The organism is Streptomyces sp. NPDC001393 (assembly GCF_053597455.1).
In genome coordinates, this window is record NZ_JBSFIH010000068.1 from 1 (window position 1) to 24052 (window position 24052).

Sequence of the window (24052 nt, forward strand, 5' to 3'; positions counted from 1 at the left end):
CGAGTTCGGCGCCCAGGGCGTCCGCGTGAACGCCGTGGCTCCGGGCCCTGTCCATACCCCCGGGACGGAGGAGATGGGAGGTGAAACCCTCCAGGCGATCGGGCGAACCACCGTACTGGGGCGGGTCGCAGACCCTGAAGAAATCGCGGAAGCGGTTCTGTTCCTTGTTTCGTCCCGCGCCAGCTACATCACCGGCGCGGTTCTCGAGGCACGCGGCGGACAGCTCGCGATCGGCTGACCCTGGGCAGACGAGAGAGCAGGTGACCGCGAACGTGGCGGGTCAGGGTCGCGCAAGAAGCCGTACATCGCCATCAAGGCGGTGATCAGATCACATGACGGTGCCGCAGGGCGGACAGCCGCAGCGGGCGAGGCCGCAACCGCCCGAGTGGCTCGCCGGCGCCTTGCACTGGAACATCTGCCGGGACGGGGCGCATCCCGACCACTGCTTCGAGACGTTTCTGCAGGCTTCCTAGGAGGAACACCTGCTCCGGCACGGCGGCCGACTCACCGGCTCCCACCGGGCAGCCGAGGAAGAGACGCGGGCCGGGGCTGGCGCAGGCAGTTCGCGAGGCCATGCCAGAAGCCGCCGCGGTGGGGCCTGGGCGGATCTTGTACAGACCCGATGGGCTGATGCTGCGCGCCCCGCGCCTCTGTCTCACCGGGCTGCGGCGGGCCACTGGGGTGATACGCGGTGGCAAAGGCACCCCGCAGCGGCGAGGGGGCGGGGAACCGGCCCAGGCTCCTCGTTCAATCGAGGCAGAGAACCGATTCGCCGCGCAGAAGTCGGCTCCAGGGCACGGACCTGCGAGCCATGCCCGCTGCGTTTGAGGGAGATTGCCATGAGCGGTACGACGACCTTGCCGACACCGTCCGGTCCCTACCTGGACGCAGGGCTGCTGCCCGCCGACTTCTACGCCCACGAGGAGCTGCTGTCGCAGAAGGATCGGGGGAAGATCGCATCTCTGCGCGACTTCCTGCGCACGCAGGCCGCCCCGCTCGTCGACGACTACTGGGCCCGCGCCGAGTTCCCCTTCCAGCTGGTGGAGGGCTTCGGGAAGCTGGGCTTGATGGAATGGGCCGACCCAGACTCCCCGGAATCAAGGCCGAGCAACCTCTTCTCTGGCTTCACCGCGCTGGAGCTCGCACACTTCGACGCGTCCTTGGCGACGTTCTTCGGCGTGCACACAGGTCTGGCCATGGGCACCATCCTCGCCTGCGGCTCCGACGAGCAGAAGCGGCGGTGGCTGCCTGCGATGAGCCGCTTCGAGAAGATCGGCGCCTTCGGGCTGACCGAGCCGCACGGCGGATCCGACGTGGCGGGTGGCCTGCGGACCACCGCGCGACGTGACGGCGACGGATGGATCCTCGACGGAGCCAAGCGATGGATCGGCAACGCGACGTTCGCCGACCTGGTCGTCATCTGGGCCCGCGATGTCGAGACGCGGCACGTGCTGGGATTCGTCGTGGAGAAGGACACCCCCGGGTTCACCGCGACGAAGATCGAGAACAAGATGGCGCTGCGGATCGTGCAGAACGCCGACATCGTGCTCGACGGTTGCCGCGTCCCGGAGGCCAACCGGCTCCAGAACGCGAACTCCTTCAAGGACACCGCCAAGATCCTGCGCCAGACGCGCAGCGGCGTGGCGTGGCAGGCGGTGGGAGTGATGTTCGGCGCCTACGAGATCGCCCTGAGTTACGCGAAGGAGCGCGAGCAGTTCGGTCGCCCCATCGGAGGCTTCCAGCTCGTGCAGGACCTGCTGGTGAAGATGCTCGGCAACGCCACGGCATCCTGCGGGATGGTGACGCGACTGGCCCAGTTGCAGGACGCCGGGGTGTACCGGGACGAGCAGTCCGCGCTGGCGAAGGCCCACTGCACCGTGCGGATGCGCGAGAACGTCGGGTGGGCGCGGGAGCTGATGGCCGGCAACGGGATCGTCCTCGACTACAAGATCGGCCGCTTCGTCGCCGACGCGGAGGCCATCTACTCGTACGAGGGCACACGGGAGATCCAGACCCTCATCGTCGGACGTGCCGTGACCGGCGGCCTGAGCGCCTTCGTGAGGTGACGACCATGACCACCGAATCCATCTTCACCGGCTTGAAGGTCCTCGACGCGTCGAGCTTCATCGCGGGACCGGCCGCGGCCACCGTACTCTCCGACTTCGGAGCGGACGTCATCAAGATCGAGCCACCGGGCAAGGGGGACCCCCAGCGGCGGCTGAGCTCCGTGCCGCCCAGCCCCCGGGCCGAGGCCAACTACAGCTGGCACCTCGCCAACCGCAACAAGCGGGGCATGGTGCTCGACCTGAAGTCCCCGGCGGCCACCGAGGTCCTCAAGCGGCTCGTCCAGTGGGCCGACGTGGTGATCACCAATTTCCCGCACGGCACGCGCGAGAAGCTGCACCTCGGCTACGAAGAGGTCTCGGGCTGGAACCCGAGAGTCGTCTACGCCGACATCACGGGCTTCGGGGATGCCGGTCCCGACGCCGGACTGCCGGGCTTCGACCTGACCGCTGCCTGGTCGCGCAGCGGGCTGCTGGCCTCCACCCGGGACGCGGGAGCGCCGCCGACAGTGCCGGTCTGGGGCAGCGGCGACTACATGTCGGCGATCGCGATCTACGCCGCGATCGTGACCGCCCTCTACCGCCGCGAGCGGACAGGACAAGGGGCCAGCGTCGGGACGTCGCTGCTCGCCGCAGGCGTATGGGCGACGGGGACACTCGTGGCCGGCGCGCTCGCCGGCGGCACGCCGTTCGAGCTGCACGACCGCGAGGCACCGGCGAACCCCCTGATCAATCCCTACCGAACCGCGGACGACGAGTGGTTCATGCTGGTCGCCTCACCCCCGCACTGGCCGGGACTCACGCGGGCCATCGGGCATCCCGAGCTCCTCGAGGACCCCCGTTTCGCCGGCATCGAGGGCTTCGTCAAGAACTCCGCCGCACTGACGGAACTGCTCGACGCAGAGTTCCGCTCACGCCCGTTCGCCCACTGGAAGGACGCCCTGACCCGGGAACGCGTCACCTACAGCCTCATCCAGACACCCGAGGAGGCCGCACAGGACCCGCAGCTGCGCGCGAACGACATCGTCGTGCCGCTGGCAGGGGTCAGCGGGCTGGAGTACACCATCAACAGCCCGGTCACTGTGCGAGGCGTCGAGAAAGTCCCGGCGAAGCGGGCCCCGGACCTGGGTGAGCACAACGACGGAATCCTCGCCGAGCTGGGATTCGGCCCTGCCGACATCGCCGAACTGTGCGCCCAAGGAGCGATTCCCGGCTCGACGCAAGCACAGGCGCCGCAATGAGCACGGCGCCCGAAGCGCCCGCCATGGTGCTGCACGAGCGCCGCGGCGGCGTGCTGACCCTCACCATCAACCGTCCGGCACAGAGGAACGCCGTCGACCACGAGGTCGCGGTACAACTCGCGGCGGCCGTGGATCTGCTCGACGCGGACCCGGAACTCTCGGTCGGCGTCCTCACGGGCGCCGGCGGGGTGTTCAGCGCCGGCATGGACCTGAAAGCCTTCACCAGAGAGGAGCTGCCGGTGCTCCCCGGCCGGGGATTCGGCGGGCTCACCCGCGCGGCGGTGCGCAAGCCGCTGATCGCCGCGGTCGAGGGCTGGGCGCTCGGCGGCGGCTTCGAGATGGTACTCGCCTGCGATCTGATCGTCGCCGCGGAGGACGCCCGGTTCGGGCTTCCCGAGACCACCCGTGGTCTCGTGGCGGCAGAGGGCGGACTGGTCCGGCTACCGCGCCGCCTGCCGTACCACGTCGCCGCGCGCGTACTGCTCACCGGCGAGCCGCTGACCGCCGCAGAAGCCAAGCAGTACGGGCTCGTCAACGAAGTCACTCCACCTGGCACCGCGTTGGCTGTGGCCCGGGAACTGGCGGAGCGCGTCGCGCGGAACGCACCGCTGGCGCTCGCAGCCGTCAAGGAGGTCCTGCGCGAAACCCAGGGTCTTAAAGAGAGCGACGCATTCACACGCCAGGACGAGATCACCAGCGGGCTGGCCACCAGCGAGGACGCCCGGGAAGGCGCACGGGCGTTCGCTGAAAGGCGCGCACCCGTCTGGCACGGCCGCTGATGCCGGTCACTTCAGCCCTACCGCCCGCATCCGATTCTCTCAGGAGCACTGACCAGTCATGAACGCGCACAGGCCTGTCCACCGCGTGGCGATCGTCGGGACCGGCACGATCGGTGCGAGTTGGGCGACGCACTATCTCGTCCGCGGCTTCGACGTCACGGCGACCGATCCCGCCCCCACAGCGGAGACGGCTCTGCGGTCGTACGTGGAGGCGGCCTGGGACGCGGCCGCCTCGATCGGGCTCGCGCCCGGGGCTTCGCCCGACCGGCTGAGCTTCACCGCCGACCTGCGTCAGGCCGTCGCGGACGCCGACTTCGTCCAGGAGAACGCACCGGAGCGGCCGGAGCTCAAGGTGAAGCTGTTCGCCGACATCGACGAGGCCACGCCGCCGGACGCGATGCTCGCGTCGAGTTCATCGGGCATCACGATGAGCGTCATCCAGGCCGAGTGCCGGCGCCCGGAGCGGACCGTCATCGGGCATCCCTTCAACCCGCCGCACATCATCCCTCTGGTCGAGGTCGTCGGCGGCACGAGGACCGATCCGGACACGGTCCGGGACGTCATGGCGTTCTACGCCGCGATCGGCAAGAAGCCGGTCCACCTCAAGAAGGAACTTCCCGGGCACGTCGCCAACCGCATCCAGGCCGCCCTGTACCGCGAGGTGGTGTACCTGGTCCAGGAGGGCGTGCTCGACGTGGCCGACTCCGACGACGCGGTGTCCTGGGGCCCGGGGCTCAGATGGGGTGTCATGGGACCCCATCTGCTGTGGCATCTGGGCGGAGGAGAGGGCGGCATCCAGCACTTCATGGAGACGCTCATGCCGCGGATGGTGGCGTCCTGGCAGGACCTGGGCACCCCCGAGTTCACCCCCGAGCTCCAGCAGACGATCGTGGCCGGTGTCCTCGATGAGGCGAGCGGCCACTCGGTCGACGAGCTGGCCGACCGGCGCGACGCGATGCTCTCGGCCCTGCTGGCCGTGCGCGCCCGGCATGACTCCTCCGCCCCGGGGTCCACAGCCGACCCCGTGACAGAGGAGGGGGTATGACGCAGCGGCAGAAAAGGCTGTTCGTACTCGAAGCCAGCGGTGGCGGCCGGCTGTTCTGCGTGCATCCCGACGGCTCGGGCAAGACGGTCCTCGTCACCGGGTGCAGGGTTCCTGACGGGGTGGCGGTCGATGTGGCGGCCGGGCACATCTACTGGACGAACATGGGTGTGCCGGATGAGAACGACGGCTCGATCGAGCGTGTGGAACTGGAGGGAGGCAACCGGACGACGATCGTGCCGAGCGGCGTCACGCACACCCCGAAGCAGCTCCACTTCGAGGCCGTGGGCCGGAAGCTGTACTGGGGTGATCGTGAGGGCATGCGCGTGATGCGCTGCGACCTCGACGGCTCGAACGTCGAGACACTCGTGCAGACGGGACAGGGAGCCGACGACCGCCAGGACGAGAGAAGGTGGTGCGTGGGAGTCGCCGTCGACCCGGTCGGCGGACATCTCTACTGGTCCCAGAAGGGCCCGAGCGACGCGGGGGAGGGGAAGATCCTGCGGGCCGGAATCGACCTTCCCGAGGGGCAGAGCGCGGCCGAACGCAGCGACATCGAAGTGCTCTTCGAAGGGCTGCCTGAGCCGATCGACCTCGAACTCGACCACGCGCGGCGCCTGTTGTACTGGACGGACCGCGGCGACCCGCCCCGGGGCAACACCGTGAACCGCGCACCCATGCACCCGCCGAACGCAGTACGTTCGCCCGAGATCCTCCTCACCCACCTGATGGAAGGCATCGGCATCACCCTCGACCCGGACGGCGGCCGTATGTACGTGACCGACCTGGGCGGCAGCATCTACACCGCCGGCCTCGACGGATCGGATCGCAAGGAGATCCTCGTCGCACAGGGCAACCTCACCGGAATCGCCCATGCCGTGCTGGTGACCGGAAAAGGCGTCTGACCAAGTGCGTATGTCACACTTCCCATTTGGTTCAACATTAAATTACACTGAGGGGTGTCGCAAAATTCAAGGAGTCCTTGTGGAGAGCATTGAATCGTCCGGCGTTGACGCGCAGCACTCTGTGCGCGTCTTCAGTAGTGCGGCACGGTGGCTGACTGAGCAGGTCGGGCAGGAAATTCGACGTGAGACCGGCATGTGGCAGATCCACTATGAGATGCTCTCTTGGCTGGCGGAAGCTCCTGAGGGGCAATTGGGCCTGACCAAGTTGGCCCGGCGGATGGGCATATCGACCAGCAGACTCTCTCATCTGGTGGACCGCACACGGGAGCACGGCTGGGTGGTGCGGGTACCGGATCCCGTCAGCCGCCGCATCGTCCTGGCGCGGTTGACCGGTGCGGGAAGAGATGCCTTGCGGGCCGCAGCTCCCCTTCAGCTCGCCTGCGTGCGCTCTCATTTCCTCGACCGTCTCACGCCTGCCCAGGTTGAGCAATTGCGCGAGATCAGTGAGGCACTTATCGGGCCGGTCGACCACCACGACGAAGGCGTCGGTGTGAATTCGGAATACACGGAACGGTCAGCCTGACGTCGCCTTCCTCCACCGCAACTCGGTAATTGCGCTTCACCCATGAGGAAGTGCATTCGCAGACGACGTTTCTGTCCTCGGACGTCCCGCGTGCCGACGTCACTTCCCGGGATCGTCATTGGCGTCGCGCACTGCGCGCATGGCGTCGGCGAGCTTGCCCAACCCGTCGCGGCCGAGGGGGGCGAGGACTCGAGTGCGCAGAATCCGCGTAACCGCCTCGGCGATGGCCCGGGCCGTGTCCTTGCCCAGGTCCGTCAGTTCGAGGTAGATGAGGCGCCGGTCGTCCTCACAGGTCATACGCCGGGTCAGACCGGCCGCACAGAGCCGGTCGGCAAGCTTGGTGAACCCGCCACTGGACATGCGTGCCTCGTGTGCCAGGCGCGTCATCGGCATCCGGTTCTTGGGCGCGGTGAGCAAGCGCACCAGAACCTCGGCGGCGCCTTGGCGGAGGTTGAAGCGCTCGGCCAGTTCGCTCGCGAGAGAGTCCTGCGTGGCCTGGAAGCCCTGCATCACCAGCATCCACCCGTCGAGCAACTCACGGTCGATGCTTTCGCCGCCACTACGGACGTCGCCACTGGCGGAGGGCGGCGTGGGCTCCGCCCTCCGCCGCCCTCTCGTCTCTCTCTCCATGCCAGTCTCAACGCGCCGGCGGCGCAGATGTTCCTGATGACTCAGACGGGCAGGCCCGGCCGTGCCAGGACGGCGCGGGTCGTCAGCCCGCTGAGAATGCCGAGGCCGACGGCCGCGGCCGCCCACCAGGGGGCCCAGGGAAGGAGGCCGATGGCCTGGTCGACCGACCAGCGGCCGGGCCCGGTGAGCGTCAGCACGGCCGGCAGGACGGTCAGGACGAGCGGGTACTCGTACCCGTCGTGCTGCACCCAGAGCCCGTTGCGCCACTTCACCGTGGCCGCGACCGTCATGACTCCCGCCGAGATGGTGGCCGCCAAAGGGGTGAACGCTCCCGCGCTGAGCAGTAGACCTGCGGTGATCTGTCCGAGGCCCGCGGCGGCCGCAGTGAGCCGGCCGCCACGGAACCCGTCCGCTCGGAACTCCGCAGCTCCACCCTCGATCCCGTGACCTCCCAGGCGGTGGCTGACCTTCTGGATCCCATGCCCGGCGAACAGCAGGCCGACGACCAGCCTCAGGATGAGCAGTCCGGTGTTCATCACACTCTCCTCGTGCGTGGTGGGTGGTGCGGTAGAGGTCGGGTGCGGTGCCTTAGAGCACGAAGCAGGTGTCGAAGATCTCGGTCGGAGCCTCCGGCGCGAAGCCGCGCTGGGCGCGCCAGTGCCGGTGCTGCTCGGACTCGGCGACGGCCTGGCCGAGCAGCTCCGCCTGTCGCGCGCCCGAGATACTGGGCTTGACGGTGGTCTGGTAGCCCCCGTAGTGGGCGACCGGACTCCAAGCCGGGCTGATCGCCGGTATCGACTCGTCCAGGCCCTCGTACTCGGCGGCGGCGTACACAATGCGTCCGCCGGTGACGGTCAGGAGGGACTCGATGTGCGGGATGTCCTGCTCCGGGACGGTGAAGAAGTCGTCGGAGAGGACGGCGAGGTCGCCGTAGAAGCCAGGCTTGAGGATGCCCTTGACGTCCTGCTCACCGGTGAGTTTGGCGCCGGCCTGGGTGTACATGGTCAGTGCCGTCTCGCGGCTGACGCGGTTTTCCGGCGGGTAGATCGTCAGGTCGCCGATGGTCCGGCCGGAGACGAGCCAGTGCAGCGCGACCCACGGGTTGTAGGAGGACACCCGGGTGGCGTCCGTGCCGGCGCCGACGGTCAGGCCGCGCTCCAGCATGGCGCGCACCGGGGGTGCGTCTGCTGCGGCAGCGGCGCCGTAGCGGCGTACGAACGCCTCGCCCTGGAAGGACATGCGGTTCTGGACCGACATGGCGCCGCCCAGTGCCGCGACGCGGTCCAGGCTCTCGCCCGAGACGGTCTCCGCGTGGTCGAACAGCCAGCGGTTGCCGGCGGGGAAGAGGCCCTCGGCGGCGAGCTTCTCGAAGACCGCGAGGTCGCGGCGGATCGTCTCGTCGTAGGTGGCGTGCAGCCGGAAGCCCCAGCCGTTCTCCATCAGCAGCCGTACGGCCTTCTCGAAGTCGCCCTCGTAGCCCGCGGCCAGCTCGGGCCTGGGCTCGGTGAAGTTCTCGAAGTCGGCCGCCGACCAAGTCAGGTTCTCTCCGGCGCCGTTGAGCCGGAGCCATGCGTCGCCGTCTCCGGGCTTGACCATGTCGATCCAGCGCTTGAGGTCGTCGATCTCCTGTCCCGGGGTCTGCGGGAAGAGGTGGTAGGCGATGCGCAGCGACAGCTGGCCGGCCTTGGCGAGGTCGATGACGGTGCCGTAGTTGTCGGGGAAGTTCTGGAAGCCGCCGGCCGCGTCGATGGCCGAGGTGAGACCGAATCGGTTCAGCTCGCGCAGGAAGTGGCGGGTGGAGGTCTTCAGGTCCTCGCCCTGCAGGGTCGGTGCCGCGGCGAGGGTGGAGTACAGGATCAGCGCGCTGGGGGCGGCCAGGAGCATGCCGGTCGGCTCCCCGTCACGGCCGCGCACGAGCTGGCCGCCCTTGGGGTCGGGCGTGGCCTTGGTGTAGCCGGCAGCCTTCAGCGCCGCGCGGTTCATCAGGGCGGACTGGTACAGGTGCAGCACGAACACCGGTGTGTCCGGAGCGGCCGCGTTCAGCTCGGCCAGGGTCGGCAGGCGCTTCTCGGCGAACTGGTCCGCCGACCATCCGCCGACCACCCTGACCCACTGCCCCTTGGGGGTGCGGGCGGCCTGCTCGCGCAGCATCGCCAGTGCCTGGCGCAGCGTCGGTACGCCGTCCCAGCGCAGTTCCAGGACGTAGTTCAGGCCGCCCCGGATCACGTGCAGGTGGGAGTCGTTGAGGCCGGGCACGACCCGGCGGCCCAGCGCGTCGACCACTCGGGTCCGGCCGCTGATCAGTCGGGCGACGTCGTTGTCGTCACCGACCACGGTGACCTTGCCGTCCTTGATGGCGACGGCGCTGGCCTGGGGGTTTGTCGGGTCGCCGGTGTACAGCTTGGCGTTGCGGATCACGAGGTCGGCGACGTGGTCGTCGCTGACAGGGGGGAGGCCAGCCACGGGCATAGTGGCCATGGAAATCATCTCCAATGAGCGAGCCCAAAAAATGGGGGGTGTGGGGGTGAAGCGGCTGCTGGCGCCGCAGTGAGGGGGACTGACAGGCGGGCTTGAGTCAGCCCGCGGACGGGCCGCGTGGTACGGCCAGGACGGCGGCAGCGGTACCGAATGTGCTTGCCAGCAGAGGCCAGCCGAGCCCCGTGTGCTGCACGAGCAGGGCGCCGCCGAACGCGCCTGCCAGCATCGCCAGCACCGAGGCCAGCCGACGGCCGGCACGCGGATTGGTACCGCCTGCCAGGGTCGAGTCGGACGCGAGTCCGGTTAGCGTCAGGGTCAGTACCGTCGTGGTCACATCCGGAACGGCGAGTTTGCGGACCGTCCCGTTGCGCAGGCCCATGGCCAGCGCGATCAGGGCGATGAGCGCATGGACCGCATGGCTCGCGACAAAGGCGACCGTGGTGGCCGTGGCCAGCAGCACCGTTTCCAGCAGCAGGATGCAGCGCAGCCGGCTCGGCGACGTGCGGCCCAGCACGGTTCCCAGACGGCCGGCCGCTCCCGCTCCGAGAAGGAAGGCGGCCAGCGACACCAGCGAGCCGAGCACCGAGAACCCGGGGACGCCGGCGGCGGCGAAGCCGATGATGACCACGTTGCCGGTCATGTTCGCGGTGAAGACATGGCCCAGCCCCAGATAGCTGACCGCGTCGATGAGCCCGCTCACCGCCGTCACGGTCATCAGGGCCGGCAGCAGCGGTTCACGACCGCCCGGCGTGCCGGGCGCCGAGGAATGATTGAGGTTCACTGTCGTTTCCTTGGGTCACGGCCCATGTCGGGTTCGGATTGCTCGCGCACGAGAACATGGGCCGTCCATGGGCCGACCGCTCGGTGGCAGGCCCGCTGCTTCTGGGACGCGGGATGACCTCTGCGCCGCTGCATCCCCGGGACGGCGGGTACTTCGAGGTCTTGGGCTGCGGGCCGGTGCCGGCCCAGGGGCGGGGTGCCCTCGGGCCGGCGACCCGGTGGATCAGCCCGCGGCGTGGGCGCCGATGACGGACTGGGCGTAGACGACGCCGAGACCGTAGGCGCCGCCGTGCTCCTTGACGATCTCCATGACAGGGAGGTACGTCTCGGCACGGGCCCAGTCGCGCTGCAGCTCGAGCAGGACCTGGATCCAGGTCACCGGCACGGCACCGGCATTGACCATCCGCTCGATGGCGTGCTCGTGAGCCTGCGGGGTGACACCGCCGGAGGCGTCGGCCACCACGTACACCTCGTAGCCCTGTCCGAGCGCGGACAGCACGGGGAGAACGATGCACACCTCGGTCCACAGGCCCGAGATGACGATCTTCCGGCGGCCGGTGGCCTTGATCGCCTCGACGACCGCGTTGTCCTCCCAGGCGTTCATCGTGGTGCGGTCGATGACCTCCTGACCGGGGAAGACCTCGGCCAGCTGGGGCAGGAGCGGGCCGGAGAAGGACTCGGCGGCCACGGTGGTCAGCACCGTCGGCACACCGAACGCCTTGGCCGCCTTCGCCAGGCCCACGGTGGCATTGACGATCGCGGTGCGGTCGCCGCTGGCGGTCCCGAAGAACATCTGCGGCTGGTGGTCGACGAACAGCATCACCGAGTTCTCAGGGGTCAGCAGATCCGGGCTGGGGGCGGCCTTGACATTGGCGATGTTGAACATGATGGGTTCCTCTTGTTCTGGAAGGTGCAGGGACGCGCGTCCTGCGTGCCTGCCGGAGGGCCGGCCGAAGAAGCGGCCGATCCGCGCGAGCAGTCCCTGCGGTCGGTTCTCGGATGCCGGCATTGCGGCCTCCTCGGGTGTCTCGTGAGGACGGGATCCGTCCCCGGGTGGGACGCCCATATCAATCAATCTTCCAAGCCAGATATTTCTGCGCAAGAGATTGAACGATGAACTAGTGCTGTGGCGTGTCTCACGTCGCCCACGTGCGCTCCCGAGCGCCTCGCTCTCAGACACGTGCGCAGACCGCGGCCGCGTGGGCGCTCGAAGTGCTCGGGATGTGTATGTGTGGATCCCGGCCCCTGGCGTCGCCGGTCAAAGGGGAGGGCATGCGTGCGAGAACTTCGACGGAGTGCCTCATGACCGGCGGCTCGGGCGTCGGGTGGCGGATGTGAAGCCCGGTTTCGAGGCCGACGCGCTTGAGGTGGTGATGCGGCAGGTGCTGGGGAGCGGCACCTCCGCGGGCCACGAGTTCCGGGGATGGCCGCCGACGGATCGACGCCGGGAGCACGCGTATTCGGTCTCGTTCTTCTGCCTGCAGGACGCAAGCGGGCAGGCATTGGGGGTGTGCTCCATGATCGTGGATGTCACCGGCAGCCAGCGGGTCCGAGAGCGTCTTGCCGTCCTCGGCGAGGCCAGCACGCGCATCGGCAGCGCCCTCGAATGTCATGCAGACCGGGAAGGAACTGGCCGACCTCGCCGTGCCCGTGCTGGCTGACTACGTCACCGTCGACCTGGCGGCAGAGCCCGTCCCGTTTGGCGTGGAGCTCCCGGTAGACACCAGCCCCGACGGCGAGCGCCTGCCCGCCTTGCGTCGCGCCGGCGCGGCCTCCATCCACCCAGGTGCCCCAGAGTCTCCGTGGGCGCGCGCAGAGAAGGTCCCCTTCTCCCCGACCTCACCCATCACCAGAGTCATGCGCACGGGTAGATCCCACCTGGAACCGGTGCTGGACACCTCTGCGGGGACATGGCTCGATCGAGACTCGGCACGAGCCCGGTGGATCCGTGAGAACGGGATGCACTCCCTGATGATCGTGCCCATCCGTGCGCGGCGTTCTGTGCTGGGTGTCGCGGTATTCGTCCGTACCAAGGACCCGGTGCCGTTCCAGGAGGATGATCTGCTCCTTGCCGAGGAGCTCGTCACGCGAGCCGCGCTGTGCCTGGACAACGCTCACCAATACGCGTGCGAACGTACCGCGGCTCTCGCGCTCCAACGCCACCTGCTCCCGAGCCGTTTGAGGGGCGGTGTCGCAGTCGACGTGGCCTCGCGCTATCTGCCCGCCGACACGGACGCCGGCGTGTCTGCCGCGCCGCAACGCAGCAGCGCGAGCTGACGCCGAGCACTTCGAGGGCCGCGCCACACCCACCTACCGTTAGTGCCGCAGCTGTGCCCAGCACACCGGGTCGACCGCGCAGCGGCTAAGGCAGGTCTTCACGGACGTGGCCGCCAGGGACCGGTGCGGGGCGGCCGGTCGTGGCGTACGAGCGGTATGCCATGTAAGGGCTCGGTGCCCGGGCGATCCAGGCCGCCGCCGACCGGGATCGCCCGTGCACGGGCGTTGCCGTCAGCCTGACGGCGAAGCGTGTGATGTGTCCGGGTTACGGTATGCGGTCACCATGACAGGGCGATGTACTTGGACTCCGTGTAGTCGAGCAGCCCCTCATGACCACCCTCGCGTCCGATGCCGCTCTGCTTGGTACCGCCGAACGGCGCTGCCGGATCCGACACGACACCGCGGTTGAGCCCCACCATGCCGGAGTCCAGACGCTCACTCACCCGCAGGCCGCGGGCCAGGTCGGAGGTGTAGACGTAGGAGACCAGACCGTACTCCGTAGCGTTGGCCAGCTCGATCGCCTCGTCCTCGGTGGTGAAGCTGACGACAGGAGCGACCGGGCCGAAGATCTCCTCCTCCAGCACTGGCGCGCCCGGGGGCACGTCCTTGAGCACCGTCGGCGGGTAGTAGTGACCGGCGCCCTCGAGCGGCCGGCCGCCGGTCACCAGCGAGGCGCCGGCCTGCACGGTGCCCGTGACGAGTTCGGCCACCTTGTCCCGGGTTTCCGCGTTGACGAGCGGGCCGAGCTGCACTCCGTCGTCGAGGCCGGGGCCGACCTTCAGGGCGCCCATCGCCTCGGCCAGCCGACGGGTGAACTCGTCCGCGACCGATGCCTCGACGTAGAAGCGGTTCGCGGCCGTGCACGCCTCACCACCGTTGCGCATCTTCGCCACCAGGGCGCCGGCCACCGCTTCGTCCAGGTCGGCGTCGGCGAAGACCAGGAACGGCGCATTGCCGCCGAGCTCCATCGAGCAGTTGACCACGGTCTTGGACGCGGCAGCCAGAAGGACCCGGCCGACCTCGGTGGAACCCGTGAACGACAGCTTGCGTACCCGTGGGTCGTCCAGCATCGCGCCGACGACCGCCCCAGAGCGGCGGGAGGGCAGCACGTTCACCACACCGGCGGGCAAGCCCACCTCCGCGAAGAGGGCGGCGACGGCCAGCGCGGTCAGCGGTGTGTCACTGGCGGGCTTCAGGACCACGGTGCAGCCGGCCGCCAGCGCCGGACCGATCTTCCGGGTGGCCATCGCGGCAGGGAAGTTCCACGGTGTGACAAGGACCGAGACGCCGACCGGCTGGCGCAGCACGAGGATCCTGTTCGAGCCGGACGGCGCGGTCTGGACGCTGCCCAGGGTCCGCACGGCCTCCTCGGCGTACCAGCGGAAGAATTCTGCGGCGTAGGCCACCTCGCCGCGGGCGTCGGCGAGGGTCTTGCCGTTCTCCAGGACGATCAGCTCGGCGAATTCCTCCGCCCGTCGGGTCATCAGGTCAAAGGCGCGGCGGAGAAGCTCGGCTCGCTGCCGGGGTGGGGTGGCGGCCCAGCCGGGAAGGGCGGCATCGGCCGCGGCCACAGCAGCGAGGGCATCCTCGGTGGTCGCGCTGGCGACATCGGCGAGCTTTTCGCCGGTGGCCGGGTCCACGACATCGATACGGGAGCCGTCGCTCGACGGCTGCCAGTGGCCGCCGATGAACAGGTCGGTGGGGATCTTGTCGATACGGAGCCGGGCGGGGGAGCCCGAGTGGTGTGCACTCACTGATTCATCGCCTTCTGCACGTTCCGATGATGAGATTCGCTGCGTGAGCGCCAGGTTGTCCGGCGTGGCAGCGGTGGGTGGTGCCATGAACCTTGATGCGGACCGGTGCCGAGGGGGGGCGAGGCAGGGCTCCTCGGCGATCCTGGCCACCCGCTTGGTACCCCGGCGGCACGGCCGGAGGGTCCTCCGCGATCGTTCGACCGTTGCCACAACGGCTCCCGGGACATGTCTCCGGTTGTCCGGGCGGCCGTCTCTCCCGTCGCCGCCACGGGGCTGGGCGGGCCGCCCACCCGGCCGCCGCCACGGTTCGCTGCGAAAGGTGCTGCTGAGCGGTTTCATACGGCGGCCGGCCTCCAGGAGGCGAGGACGGCTCCGCTCACGGGGACATGAGCACCGCGTGTGCCGTGGCACGAGGCACGGGCCCGCCGCACGGGCCCGGGCCGTCGGGCGGGTCCCGTCAGTAAGCGTTGGCGACGAAGAGCTCCTGCGCCGGGAACTTCGTGAGGATCTGTGGTCCGTCGGCGGTGACCACGACCTCCTCTTCTATGCGTGCCGCGGAGAAGCCGTCCGAGGCCGGGCAGTATGTTTCCAGGGCGAAGACCATGCCCTCCTGGATCTCCACGGGGTTGTCCAGGCTGTTGAGCCGACTGATGATGGGCCGCTCGTGCAGGCCGAGGCCCAGCCCGTGGCCGAACTGCAGGCCGAAGGCGGCCATCTCGTTGGCGAAACCGAACTCGGTCGCGGCCGGCCACACCCGAGCCACCTGGTCGGTGCCGACCCCCGGCTTCACCACGGCGATGGCGGCGTCCATCCACTCGCGGGCCCTGGTGTAGGCGTCACGCTGAGAGCTGGTGGCGCTGCCGACCGCGAAAGTGCGGTAGTAACAGGTGCGGTAGCCGTTATAGGACTGGATGATGTCGAAGAACGCCTGGTCCCCGGGGCGGATGAGGCGGTCGGAGAAGTTGTGCGGGTGCGGGTTGCAGCGCTCGCCGGAGACCGCGTTGATGGCCTCCACCTGGTCGGAGCCCATCTCGTACAGGCGCTTGTTGGCCAAGGCGACGATCTCGTTCTCCCGGATGCCGGGCCTGAGCACGTCGACGATGTCGTGATAGACCCCGTCCACCATGGCCGCGGCCATGGACAGCAGGGTGATTTCGTCCTGCGACTTGATGGTCCGGGCGTCGAGCATCATCTGCTGGGCGTCGACGACCTTCAGCCCCTGCCGCTGCATCTCGAACAGGAACGGCGGCTCGACGATGTCCACACCGACCGGCAGGTCCGCCACCCCCGCGTCCTCCAGCATGCCCTTGATCTCGCGCACCGCCGAGGCCATCAGGCCGGCGTCCGGAGCGATGGCGCCGCGCATGCCCAGCATGCCGGCACGGGAGTTCTCGGGCTTCAGCCATGGAGCGAACAACTGGTGATGTCTGGCGGCGGAACCGAAGTCCCACAGCACCGGGTCTCCTCCGCGGGTCAGCAGGGCGTACCGGGTCATCTTGTCCCCGAGGGCACCGCCGATCCAGGTTTGCGTGGTGTAGCGGATGTTGTAGAAGTCGAACAGCAGGAAAGCGCCGCACTCGCTGGCGTCCAGCACGCCACGGGCGCGCTCCAGCCGGTAGGACCGCAGCCGGTCGTAGTCCACGCGCGTCTCGTAGTCGACTGCGCTGTGGCCGTGGGCCGGGATGGGGCGTGAGGCGCTCACGCTCGTCACTGTCATCGTGTGGTTCGTCCTTTGTCACGTTGCCCGGGAAACCGGCGAGGGGCCGTGCGGGCGGTCGGAGGAGGGGCGTAGTCGCCTGGTGGTGGGCTTGCCGAAGCCGTGCGGGCTCCTGGTGCCGGCCGGCCGAACGCTCAGGACCGGGGGGTGAGGCCGTCGTCCACCGTCACGTTCTCCGGTTCCAGCGTGATGCCGCAGCGGCGTGCCTGTTCGAGGATCAGAGTGGCGAAGTCCTCTTCGGTGTGCCCGGCGCCGATCGCCGCCTGGACGAACTGCGCGGTGGTCGAGGCCACGGGCATCGGAACCTCCAGTTCGCGGGCAGCGGCCAGTGCGAGGTCGAAGTCCTTGCGCAGCAGGATGTTGGTGAAGGTCGGCTTGAAATCAAGGTTGACCAACGCCGGCGACTTGTACTTGGTGAAAACAGAGCCCATCACCGAGTCGTTGAGGAACTCGAGGAACGCGGAGCGCTTGACGCCGCCCTTCTCCGCGAGCAGTGTGATCTCGGCCAGCGACTGGGTGACGACACCCAGAAAGACGTTGTGCGCGATCTTGACCAGGCGGGCCACCTCGTCCTCCCCGACGTAGGTCACACCGCGGCCCAGCAGGTTCAGCAGGGGCTCGACGGCATCGAACACCTCGCGTGGACCGGAGACCGCGACGGTCAGCTTGCCGGCCGTGATCACCTTCGGGTTGCCACTGACCGGCGCGGCCAGGAAGTCGGTGCCGCGCTTGGCGGCCGCTTCCCGCACGAGGGCGGAGACCTGGGTGGACACCGTGGAGCTGTCGATCAGTACGCCCGGCGCGACGTTCTTCGCGGTCAGCACGCCCCCGGGGCCGGTGGTGACCGACTCCAGGTCCGCGGAGGCGGAGACCATCACGAACACGACGTCCCGGTCGGCGAGTTCCTCGGGCCGCTCGACGATCGTCGCGCCCTTCTCGGACAGCGGCTCGGCCTTGGCCCGGGTCCGGTTGTAGACGGCGACATCGTGGCCGGCGTCGAGCAGACGGCCTGCCAGCTGGTACCCCATACGGCCGGTACCGATCCAGCCGATGCGGGGGCGGTCGGTGGCGACATACGTCATGGTTTTTCCTCACTCCTGGAAGACGGCGCAGCAGGGCCGGCATGCCGGCAGGCGGTAACCCTCGCCGTGGCGGAGAAGCCGACACGGGCTCGGTGACATGCGCTCGGTTGCTCTGAGAAAGCACCGGCCATGCCCAGCACGCGATGAGAAAGGGAGCACTTGATCTGTGGTGATGACACAACGTGTCCGCAGCGAGCGGGTCGGGCGCCGCTCGCTGTATGCGCTCTGCAATCGATTGCCACTTTATGCTTGCGCCGCGCCTGCGGGCCTGTCAAGTGGGTTGAAGCGGTGGTCGTTGCATCCCCGAGGCAATCGGTTGTGGTGACGTGGCGGACATCCCTAGACTGCGCCCGTGAGCACGCGCCCCACCCTGTCCGACGTCGCACGACTTGCCGGGGTTCACCAAGCCACGGCGTCCCGTGCCCTCAATCCCCGCACGAGCGGTCGAGTGAGCCCGGTGACGGCCAGGCGGGTCAGGGCCGCCGCGGAGGAGTTGGGGTTCACCCCCAACACCGCCGCCCGCAGCCTGCGGACGAACCGTTCGTTCACGGTCGGGGTCCTCATGCCGGACCTCACCAATCCGCTGTTCCCGCCCATGGCACGGGGCATCGAGGCGGCCCTTGCGCCTCGGGGCTACACCGCACTGCTGGCCAATACGGACAGCGACGAGGACAAGGAGCGCCACCAGTTCGACGTCCTGCTGGGGCGTCAGGTCGACGGGTTCATCGTCGCCACCGCACGGCGCACACACCCGCTGCTGGACGAGGCGCGCAAGTCCGGAGTGCCCATCGTGCTCCTCAACCGTTGCACCGACCGGAAGCTCTTCCCGTTCGTCGCGGGCGATGACAGCGCCGGTGTGTCGCTCGCGGCCGAGCACCTGCTGGAGCGAGGGCACCGCTACGTCGCCCATGTGTCCGGCCCACAGGACATGTCCACCGGGATCACCCGAGCCCAGGCCTTTCGGCATGCGATGGAGAGCGCAGGGATCGGCCCGGACCAGGCGCCGGTCATACCGGCCCGGGCGTACACGGTGGCGGCGGGAGAGCAGGCCACGGGCGAACTTCTCGACCGCCACCCGTCCACCACGGCGATCGTCGCCGGCAACGACCTGATCGCGCTCGGAGCGCTGCATGTGCTGCGCGCCAGGGGACTGCGCTGCCCGCAGGACGTCTCCCTGGTCGGGTTCAACGACATGCAGTTCGCGGATGAGTTCCAGCCGCCGCTGACCACCGTTCATGTGCCGCATCACGAACTCGGCGCGGAAGCCGCGCACCTGCTGCTGGAGCTGCTGGACCGCACGGAGCTATCGCACGACACCGTGTCGGCGGCCAAGACAGTGCTGCTGCCCGTGCATCTGGTCATCCGGGAATCGACCGCGGACGCCGTGGACCGCAAGCCGACGCGCGGCTGAGACACATCCCGCAAGACATGTACGAGGTCAGCTGTGGCCTGGCCGCCGAAGACGCTCGCCGTCAGGCTGTGTGGGCACGACGTGCAGGCTCTGGCCAGGCGGGCTGCCCGGCCAGGACCCATGCCTGTGAGGCCGTGTCATCAGTGCTGCTCGCTGGAGAACACCTCGGGATGACGCAGAAGCTCGAGGCGGGTGCGCTTGATGTGGCCGATGAGCACGTGTTCGGCCGTTTCGACGTCTCGTCGCTGGATGGCCTCGATGAGCAGCCGATGCTCGGCGTTGATGACCCATTTGCGGTCAGGGCCGGCCAGCCGGGTGAAGGCGCGACGATAGTGCTGTGTCATGTCCCAGTATCGGTTGACCATGCTGTTGAGCTCGGTGACGGTGCATCCGCTGTAGGTGAGTGTGTGCAGCTCGCGGTCCAGGCGCAGAAAGTCCTCGACATCGTCGGAGGCTTCGATCTGTGCCTGGATCTCCTCGAGGCGGTCGATGTCGGTGTCGCTCAGCGCAGCGAGTGATTCGACCAGAGCCAGGGGCTCGACCCGTTCGCGGATCTTGTAGGCCATCTCGCAGTCGCGCTGCTCCATCGTGGCGACCCATGCTCCGGTGCTGGAGCGCAGCGTCACCAGGCCAGAGGATTCCAGGATGCGCAGAGCCTCTCGAACGGGCAGGCGGCTTGCGCCGAACTGCTCGGCGATCTCGTCCTGGACGATGCGTTCACCGGGTGACAGCCGGCCGGCGAGGATCTGCTCGCGCAGGTGCTCCGCGATGCGCCGGCTGGCCACGCCCGGCCTGAGCGCCGCCTTAGTGCTCGCCACGTGCCCTCCGGTACTTTTGCATGGTTTGCGCTGGTGAGGGGAGCCTATCGAAGGCCTTACCGTCCGGGTACGAGACCAGTTCGAACTGCATGCCCCACGGTGCGAGGAAGTACACCCACCGCTGGCCTGCGCTGGGTCCCTTGCTCGTGGTCGGTGCGCCGAGCACCCGGACTCCGCGTTCGTGCAGGTATGCCACGGCCGCGTCGAGATCCTCGACGTACAGGGCGACGTGGTGACCGCCGACGTCGCTGTTCTGCGGCTGTTCGCGGCGCTGGGCCGTGGCTTCGTAGTCGAACACTTCGAAGATCGCCGCTCCGCCGCAGCGAAAGAAGTGCAGGCGGCGCATCACCGTGTCGGCCGCCACGTTGAGGTGATCGGCCATCCAGGTTCCGTCGTCCTGGTAAGGGCCGAGTGTGTACATGTACTCGCACCCCAGGACATCGACGAGGAAATGCCGTGCCTCGTCGAGGTCGGGGACCGTAAATCCGAAGTGATCGACCCCGGCCAGGCCGGGCAGTCCGGATGTTGAATCCCTCACGAGTTCCTCCATTGGATCCGATCGATGTGTACTTCAGCCTAGTAGGCCCTCGGTTTCAGGCATAGTCCTCGCCAGTTGCTCCACATCTTCAGTTCTCGGCCTTGTCGTTGGATCCAATGTGTGTCAGGGTCCGGCGTGTATCAAGCCACGTCGAGGAGGCTTCATGGCCACGCACCACCGGCTGCGCGCGGCGTCGAACTGGGTGGAACTGCGGGCCACCGACAGGGACTGGGACAACGCCGAGGGCGATGTCCTGCGCCGGATGCTCAGTCACCTGTTGTGGATCCGCTCCTTCGAGGAGTACGTGCTGGAGCTCGCCGGCCAGGGGCTGATCCACGGCCCTGCGCATTCGAGCATCGGACAGGAGGGAGGAGCCGTCGGCTCGGTGCTGCCCCTGCGCAGCAGCGACTTCGTCAACGGCACCCACCGCGGCCACCACCAGTTCCTGGCCAAGGCGTTCGCGCATGTCGCCGATGCACCGTCCGGATCACTGGCGAAAATCACGCCGGGCGTGCGGACAGTTCTGGAGCGCACGCTGGCCGAGATCTGCGGTCTCGAACGGGGGTTCTGCAGGGGTCGCGGCGGATCCATGCACCTGCAATGGCGCGAGGCCGGCGCGATGGGTACGAACGCCATCGTCGGCGGCGGCGTTCCGCAGGCCGCGGGCTTCGCCTGGGCCCACCAACGGGCCGGTACCGATGCCGTGTCGGTGACCTACTTCGGTGACGGCGCCGTGAACATCGGCTCGGTTCTGGAGACGTTCAACCTTGCGGCAGCGTGGAAACTGCCCGTCTGCTTCTTCATCGAGAACAACCAGTACGCGGTATCCACCCATGTGAGCGAGGCGACCGCCGAGCCGCGGCTGTCCGCCCGTGGCCTGGGCTTCAACATCCCCAGCTGGCGTGTGGACGGCATGGACCCCGTGGCTGTCCAACTGGCGATGCAGGAGGCCCTCGACGTCATGCGTTCCGGAGGCGGCCCCACGGTCGTCGAGGCCGAGGTCTACCGGTTCTTCCACCAGAACGGTCCTTACCCCGGCAGTGCCTTCGGGTACCGGGACAGGGCCGAGGAGAGGAGCTGGCGCGAGCGCGACCCGCTCGAGATGCTCAAACGGCAGCTGCTGCGCCGTGCGCTGGCAACCCAGGAAGAGATCGACCAGGCGGCCGTCGACATAGCCACCACCATGTCCGACATCGGCGACGAGCTGCTGGAACCGGTACCCGACGGCAAGCCCGGCCAGCGGCGGATCAAGGCTTCGGAGTGGCCCGAGACGAGCTTCGTCGACGTCGGCGTCCGCGGTGACCTCAGCGAGTTCGACGAGGGCGTGCGGTTCGAGGAAGCAGAGAGCTTCACCGGCGCCACAGACACCGTCAAGTTCATCGACGTGGTCAGCAAGGTCATGCAGCGGCGTATGGCGCAGGACGACTCCATCGTCGTCATGGGCGAGGACGTCCACAAGCTGAAGGGCGGCACGAACGGTGCCACCAAGAACCTCGCCGAGAACTTCCCCGGGCGGATTCTGGGTACGCCCATCAGCGAGAACGCATTCGTCGGCCTCAGCGGCGGCATTGCCCTCGACGGACGCTACAAGCCGGTCGCGGAACTGATGTACGCCGATTTCATGTGGGTGGCAGCCGACCAACTGTTCAACCAGGTCGCCAAGGCCCGGCACATGTTCGGCGGCGACAGCGACATGCCCTTCGTGCTGCGCAGCAAGATCGCCGCCGGCACGGGCTACGGCTCGCAGCACACCATGGACCCCGCCGGAGTCCTGGCCACTGCCCCAGGCCTGCGCATCGCGGCGCCGAGCACCCCCTTCGACTACGTGGGGATGATGAACGCAGCCCTGCGCTGCAAGGATCCCGTCGTCGTCCTGGAACACGTCGACCTGTACAACTCGTCGGGCATCGGACCGGTCGACGACTTCGACTACTGCATCCCGGTCGGAAAGGCCGCGTTCAGGCGGCGCGGCCAGGACCTGACCGTCATTTCCTACCTGTCGATGGTGGACCGGTGCATCGAGGCTCTGGACGTGGTCGAGACGGTCGACGCCGATGTCATCGACCTGCGGTGGCTGGACCGGGCCGGCGTCGACTGGGAGGCGATCGAGGAGAGCGTGAGGAAGACCAACAACGTTCTTATCGTCGAGCAGGGCGCCGTGGGCACGTCCTACGGTGGTTGGCTCGCCGACGAGATCCAGCGCCGCCTCTTCGACTGGCTGGACCAGCCGGTGCAGCGCGTGACAGGGGCTGAGTCGTCGCCGAGTATCAGCAAGGTCCTCGAGCGCGCCGCCATCGCCGGCGCCGAGGAGATCATCGCCCGGCTCCGTCAGATCCGCGACGCCGGCTGAGCTCGCCGCATTCCCGCAGTCGAGAGGACACAAGGAGAGGTCATGGCCAAGCTGCTGCATATGCCCGAGGTGGCGGCAGGATCGACCGAGGCGTTGCTGTCGCAGTGGCTCGTCAAGGAGCACGGCAGCTTCGGTGCCGGGGATCCCATCGCCGTCATCGAAACCGACAAGGCGATGGTCGAGCTGGAGGCGGAGCATGACGCGACGCTGGCCGGCATTCTCGCCGAGGCCGGCAGCACCGTGGAGGTCGGCTCACCCATCGCGGTACTACTGGATCCAGGCGAGGACTTCACCGACCTGAACGCCGTGCTCGGCCGCCTGGGAATCGCCCGAGGTCCCTCCACAGACACCACCGCGCGGGCCGGCAGTACCCCCGCCCCGCAGCCGGAAGGACCGGGCGCCGCACCGGCTGCGACCGAGGAACATGAACGGATCTTCGCCAGTCCCCTTGCAAGGCGATTGCTGAAACAGGCCGGACTGTCGCTGACCGACGTCCACGGCACCGGACCGCACGGGCGGATCGTCCGCAAGGACGTCGAACGGGCGATCGCGGCCCGAGTGGACGGTGGCGCGGCTGCGGCCAACGGCTCCGCCGCCCAGACCTCAGCGGCGGAACCGACCGATGTCAGCCGGACCCCGCCCGAGGCAGCCAGGCCACCGGCGCCGGCTTCGGAGGCCGGGAGGCAGGCCGCGGCGGCACCGCCCGGCCTGGCTGAGATCATCCCGCACACACGCCTGCGGCGTGCCGTTGCCGCCCGCCTGACCCGGAGCAAGCAGCAGGCCCCGCACTTCTATCTCAAAGGCAGTGCCCGCATCGACACGCTGTTGGCTCTGCGCAGTGAGGTCAACCAGGTCTCCGCCATCCGCGTCTCGGTCAACGACTTCGTCATCAAGGCGGCGGCGTACGCGCACCAGCAGGTACCGCAGATGAATGTCGTATGGCAGGACGAGACAATGCTCCGCTACGCCTCCGTCGACATCGGCGTTGCCATCGCCTCCCCCCGGGGCCTCGTCACCCCCGTCGTCAGGTCCGTGGACGCGCGACCTCTGGGCAGCGTGGCCCGCGAGGTCAAGGACTACGTCGAGCAGGCCGGCGCCGGACGGCTCGCCCAGAGCGACCTTGAGGGCGGAACCCTGACCATCACCAACCTCGGCATGTTCGGGGTGGAGGAATTCGCCGCCATCATCAACCCGCCCCAGGCGGCCATCCTCGCCGTCGGTGCAGGCCGCCGAGAGCCGGCGGTCAGCGACGACGGAACACTCACCACGGCGACCGTCATGCGCGTGGTGCTCTCCGTCGACCACCGGGCCGTCGACGGCGCCGACGCGGCGCGCTGGATGAGCGAGTTCACCAAAGCGGTCGAGCAGCCGATGCTCCTGCTCCTTTAGCCTCGCGCTTTCGCGTGCCCAGCAGACTTGGAGGCCTTGATGACCTAGCTGTTCTTCGGCCGGAAGCCGACTGTTGCCTGCGGATGGAAGTCCGGTCCGGGCAGCTGTCCGGAGCCCCAGTGACAGATTGGCGGCGTCGGGGGGAAACGCCTGGCGTCGAGCCATCATCGAAAACCCTGTAGGGGAGCGAAGCGGTCTGCCCTGCCTCCGCGGCG

General features: G+C 68.5%; 22 protein-coding genes. 12 read left to right on the forward strand and 10 right to left on the reverse strand.

The window, feature by feature from the left end:
* The 7 genes from ACWC2T_RS40210 to ACWC2T_RS40240 all read left to right on the forward strand — a co-directional run.
* Positions 1–238 (forward strand): SDR family NAD(P)-dependent oxidoreductase (locus ACWC2T_RS40210; protein ID WP_450675280.1); only part of this gene is annotated, 238 nt, incomplete at its 5' end.
* Positions 239–839: 601 nt separating this feature from the next.
* Positions 840–2066: an acyl-CoA dehydrogenase family protein gene (locus tag ACWC2T_RS40215; protein WP_351208745.1), complete on the forward strand. Its 1227-nt coding sequence runs from the start codon at positions 840–842 to the stop codon at positions 2064–2066.
* A gap of 5 nt (positions 2067–2071) precedes the next feature.
* A complete protein-coding gene (locus ACWC2T_RS40220) occupies positions 2072–3304 on the forward strand; it encodes a CaiB/BaiF CoA transferase family protein (protein ID WP_351208746.1) in 1233 nt (410 codons plus the stop codon).
* Positions 3301–4083, forward strand: coding sequence for a crotonase/enoyl-CoA hydratase family protein (locus tag ACWC2T_RS40225; RefSeq protein WP_450675281.1), 783 nt, complete (start codon positions 3301–3303; stop codon positions 4081–4083). The genes ACWC2T_RS40220 and ACWC2T_RS40225 overlap by 4 nt, the downstream gene beginning before the upstream one ends.
* A 58-nt stretch (positions 4084–4141) precedes the next feature.
* Positions 4142–5128 carry a 3-hydroxyacyl-CoA dehydrogenase NAD-binding domain-containing protein gene (locus ACWC2T_RS40230; protein ID WP_351208748.1) on the forward strand — a complete coding sequence of 329 codons (987 nt, stop codon included), beginning with the start codon at positions 4142–4144 and terminating at the stop codon, positions 5126–5128.
* Positions 5125–6030 carry a YncE family protein gene (locus tag ACWC2T_RS40235; RefSeq protein ID WP_351208749.1) on the forward strand — a complete coding sequence of 302 codons (906 nt, stop codon included), beginning with the start codon at positions 5125–5127 and terminating at the stop codon, positions 6028–6030. Before ACWC2T_RS40230 ends, ACWC2T_RS40235 begins: the two co-directional genes overlap by 4 nt.
* A 79-nt stretch (positions 6031–6109) precedes the next feature.
* Positions 6110–6613, forward strand: coding sequence for a MarR family winged helix-turn-helix transcriptional regulator (locus ACWC2T_RS40240; protein ID WP_450675282.1), 504 nt, complete (start codon positions 6110–6112; stop codon positions 6611–6613).
* A gap of 99 nt (positions 6614–6712) precedes the next feature.
* Here ACWC2T_RS40240 and ACWC2T_RS40245 read toward each other — a convergent pair whose 3' ends face one another.
* The 5 genes from ACWC2T_RS40245 to ACWC2T_RS40265 all read right to left on the reverse strand — a co-directional run bounded on the left by ACWC2T_RS40245 (position 6713) and on the right by ACWC2T_RS40265 (position 11387).
* Positions 6713–7243 carry a MarR family winged helix-turn-helix transcriptional regulator gene (locus tag ACWC2T_RS40245; RefSeq protein ID WP_450675283.1) on the reverse strand — a complete coding sequence of 177 codons (531 nt, stop codon included), beginning with the start codon at positions 7241–7243 and terminating at the stop codon, positions 6713–6715.
* A 41-nt stretch (positions 7244–7284) separates the two neighbouring features.
* Positions 7285–7779, reverse strand: coding sequence for a DoxX family protein (locus tag ACWC2T_RS40250; protein WP_351208752.1), 495 nt, complete (start codon positions 7777–7779; stop codon positions 7285–7287).
* 52 nt (positions 7780–7831) lie between these two features.
* Positions 7832–9721, reverse strand: coding sequence for an amidohydrolase (locus ACWC2T_RS40255; RefSeq protein WP_351208753.1), 1890 nt, complete (start codon positions 9719–9721; stop codon positions 7832–7834).
* Positions 9722–9818: 97 nt separating this feature from the next.
* Positions 9819–10436: a YoaK family protein gene (locus tag ACWC2T_RS40260; RefSeq protein WP_351208908.1), complete on the reverse strand. Its 618-nt coding sequence runs from the start codon at positions 10434–10436 to the stop codon at positions 9819–9821.
* A 288-nt stretch (positions 10437–10724) separates the two neighbouring features.
* Complete coding sequence (locus ACWC2T_RS40265) at positions 10725–11387, reverse strand: hydrolase (protein WP_351208909.1); 663 nt, start codon at positions 11385–11387, stop codon at positions 10725–10727.
* 439 nt (positions 11388–11826) lie between these two features.
* On the opposite strand from ACWC2T_RS40265, the gene ACWC2T_RS40270 reads away from it, so the two are divergent.
* Positions 11827–12162, forward strand: coding sequence for a hypothetical protein (locus ACWC2T_RS40270; RefSeq protein WP_450675284.1), 336 nt, complete (start codon positions 11827–11829; stop codon positions 12160–12162).
* Positions 12113–12778 carry a GAF domain-containing protein gene (locus tag ACWC2T_RS40275; RefSeq protein WP_351208755.1) on the forward strand — a complete coding sequence of 222 codons (666 nt, stop codon included), beginning with the start codon at positions 12113–12115 and terminating at the stop codon, positions 12776–12778. Before ACWC2T_RS40270 ends, ACWC2T_RS40275 begins: the two co-directional genes overlap by 50 nt.
* 278 nt (positions 12779–13056) lie before the next feature.
* Here ACWC2T_RS40275 and ACWC2T_RS40280 read toward each other — a convergent pair whose 3' ends face one another.
* From ACWC2T_RS40280 to ACWC2T_RS40290, 3 genes are all read right to left on the reverse strand, one after another.
* Positions 13057–14532, reverse strand: a complete 1476-nt coding sequence (locus ACWC2T_RS40280; RefSeq protein ID WP_351208756.1) for an NAD-dependent succinate-semialdehyde dehydrogenase — start codon at positions 14530–14532, stop codon at positions 13057–13059.
* A gap of 457 nt (positions 14533–14989) precedes the next feature.
* Positions 14990–16234: a M24 family metallopeptidase gene (locus ACWC2T_RS40285; protein ID WP_351208757.1), complete on the reverse strand. Its 1245-nt coding sequence runs from the start codon at positions 16232–16234 to the stop codon at positions 14990–14992.
* Positions 16235–16383: 149 nt separating this feature from the next.
* Entirely contained in the window at positions 16384–17331 is a 948-nt protein-coding gene (locus tag ACWC2T_RS40290; RefSeq protein ID WP_351208758.1) for an NAD(P)-dependent oxidoreductase, read from the reverse strand.
* Between the two features lie 352 nt (positions 17332–17683).
* Here ACWC2T_RS40290 and ACWC2T_RS40295 point away from each other — a divergent pair, with 352 nt between their 5' ends.
* The gene (locus ACWC2T_RS40295) at positions 17684–18742 is read left to right on the forward strand and encodes a LacI family DNA-binding transcriptional regulator (protein WP_351208759.1); all 1059 of its coding nucleotides are present in this window, start codon (positions 17684–17686) and stop codon (positions 18740–18742) included.
* Between the two features lie 140 nt (positions 18743–18882).
* Here ACWC2T_RS40295 and ACWC2T_RS40300 read toward each other — a convergent pair whose 3' ends face one another.
* Together ACWC2T_RS40300 and ACWC2T_RS40305 are read right to left on the reverse strand one after the other, a co-directional pair.
* Positions 18883–19527 (reverse strand): GntR family transcriptional regulator, encoded by a 645-nt coding sequence (locus ACWC2T_RS40300; RefSeq protein ID WP_351208760.1) that lies wholly within the window; start codon positions 19525–19527, stop codon positions 18883–18885.
* Between the two features lie 19 nt (positions 19528–19546).
* On the reverse strand, positions 19547–20110 hold the full coding sequence (locus ACWC2T_RS40305) for a VOC family protein (protein ID WP_351208761.1): 564 nt from the start codon (positions 20108–20110) through the stop codon (positions 19547–19549).
* Positions 20111–20261: 151 nt separating this feature from the next.
* Here ACWC2T_RS40305 and ACWC2T_RS40310 point away from each other — a divergent pair, with 151 nt between their 5' ends.
* Positions 20262–22448, forward strand: coding sequence for an alpha-ketoacid dehydrogenase subunit alpha/beta (locus ACWC2T_RS40310; RefSeq protein WP_351208762.1), 2187 nt, complete (start codon positions 20262–20264; stop codon positions 22446–22448).
* 42 nt (positions 22449–22490) lie between these two features.
* Positions 22491–23837: a dihydrolipoamide acetyltransferase family protein gene (locus ACWC2T_RS40315; protein WP_450675285.1), complete on the forward strand. Its 1347-nt coding sequence runs from the start codon at positions 22491–22493 to the stop codon at positions 23835–23837.
* The last annotated feature ends 215 nt before the right edge of the window (positions 23838–24052 follow it).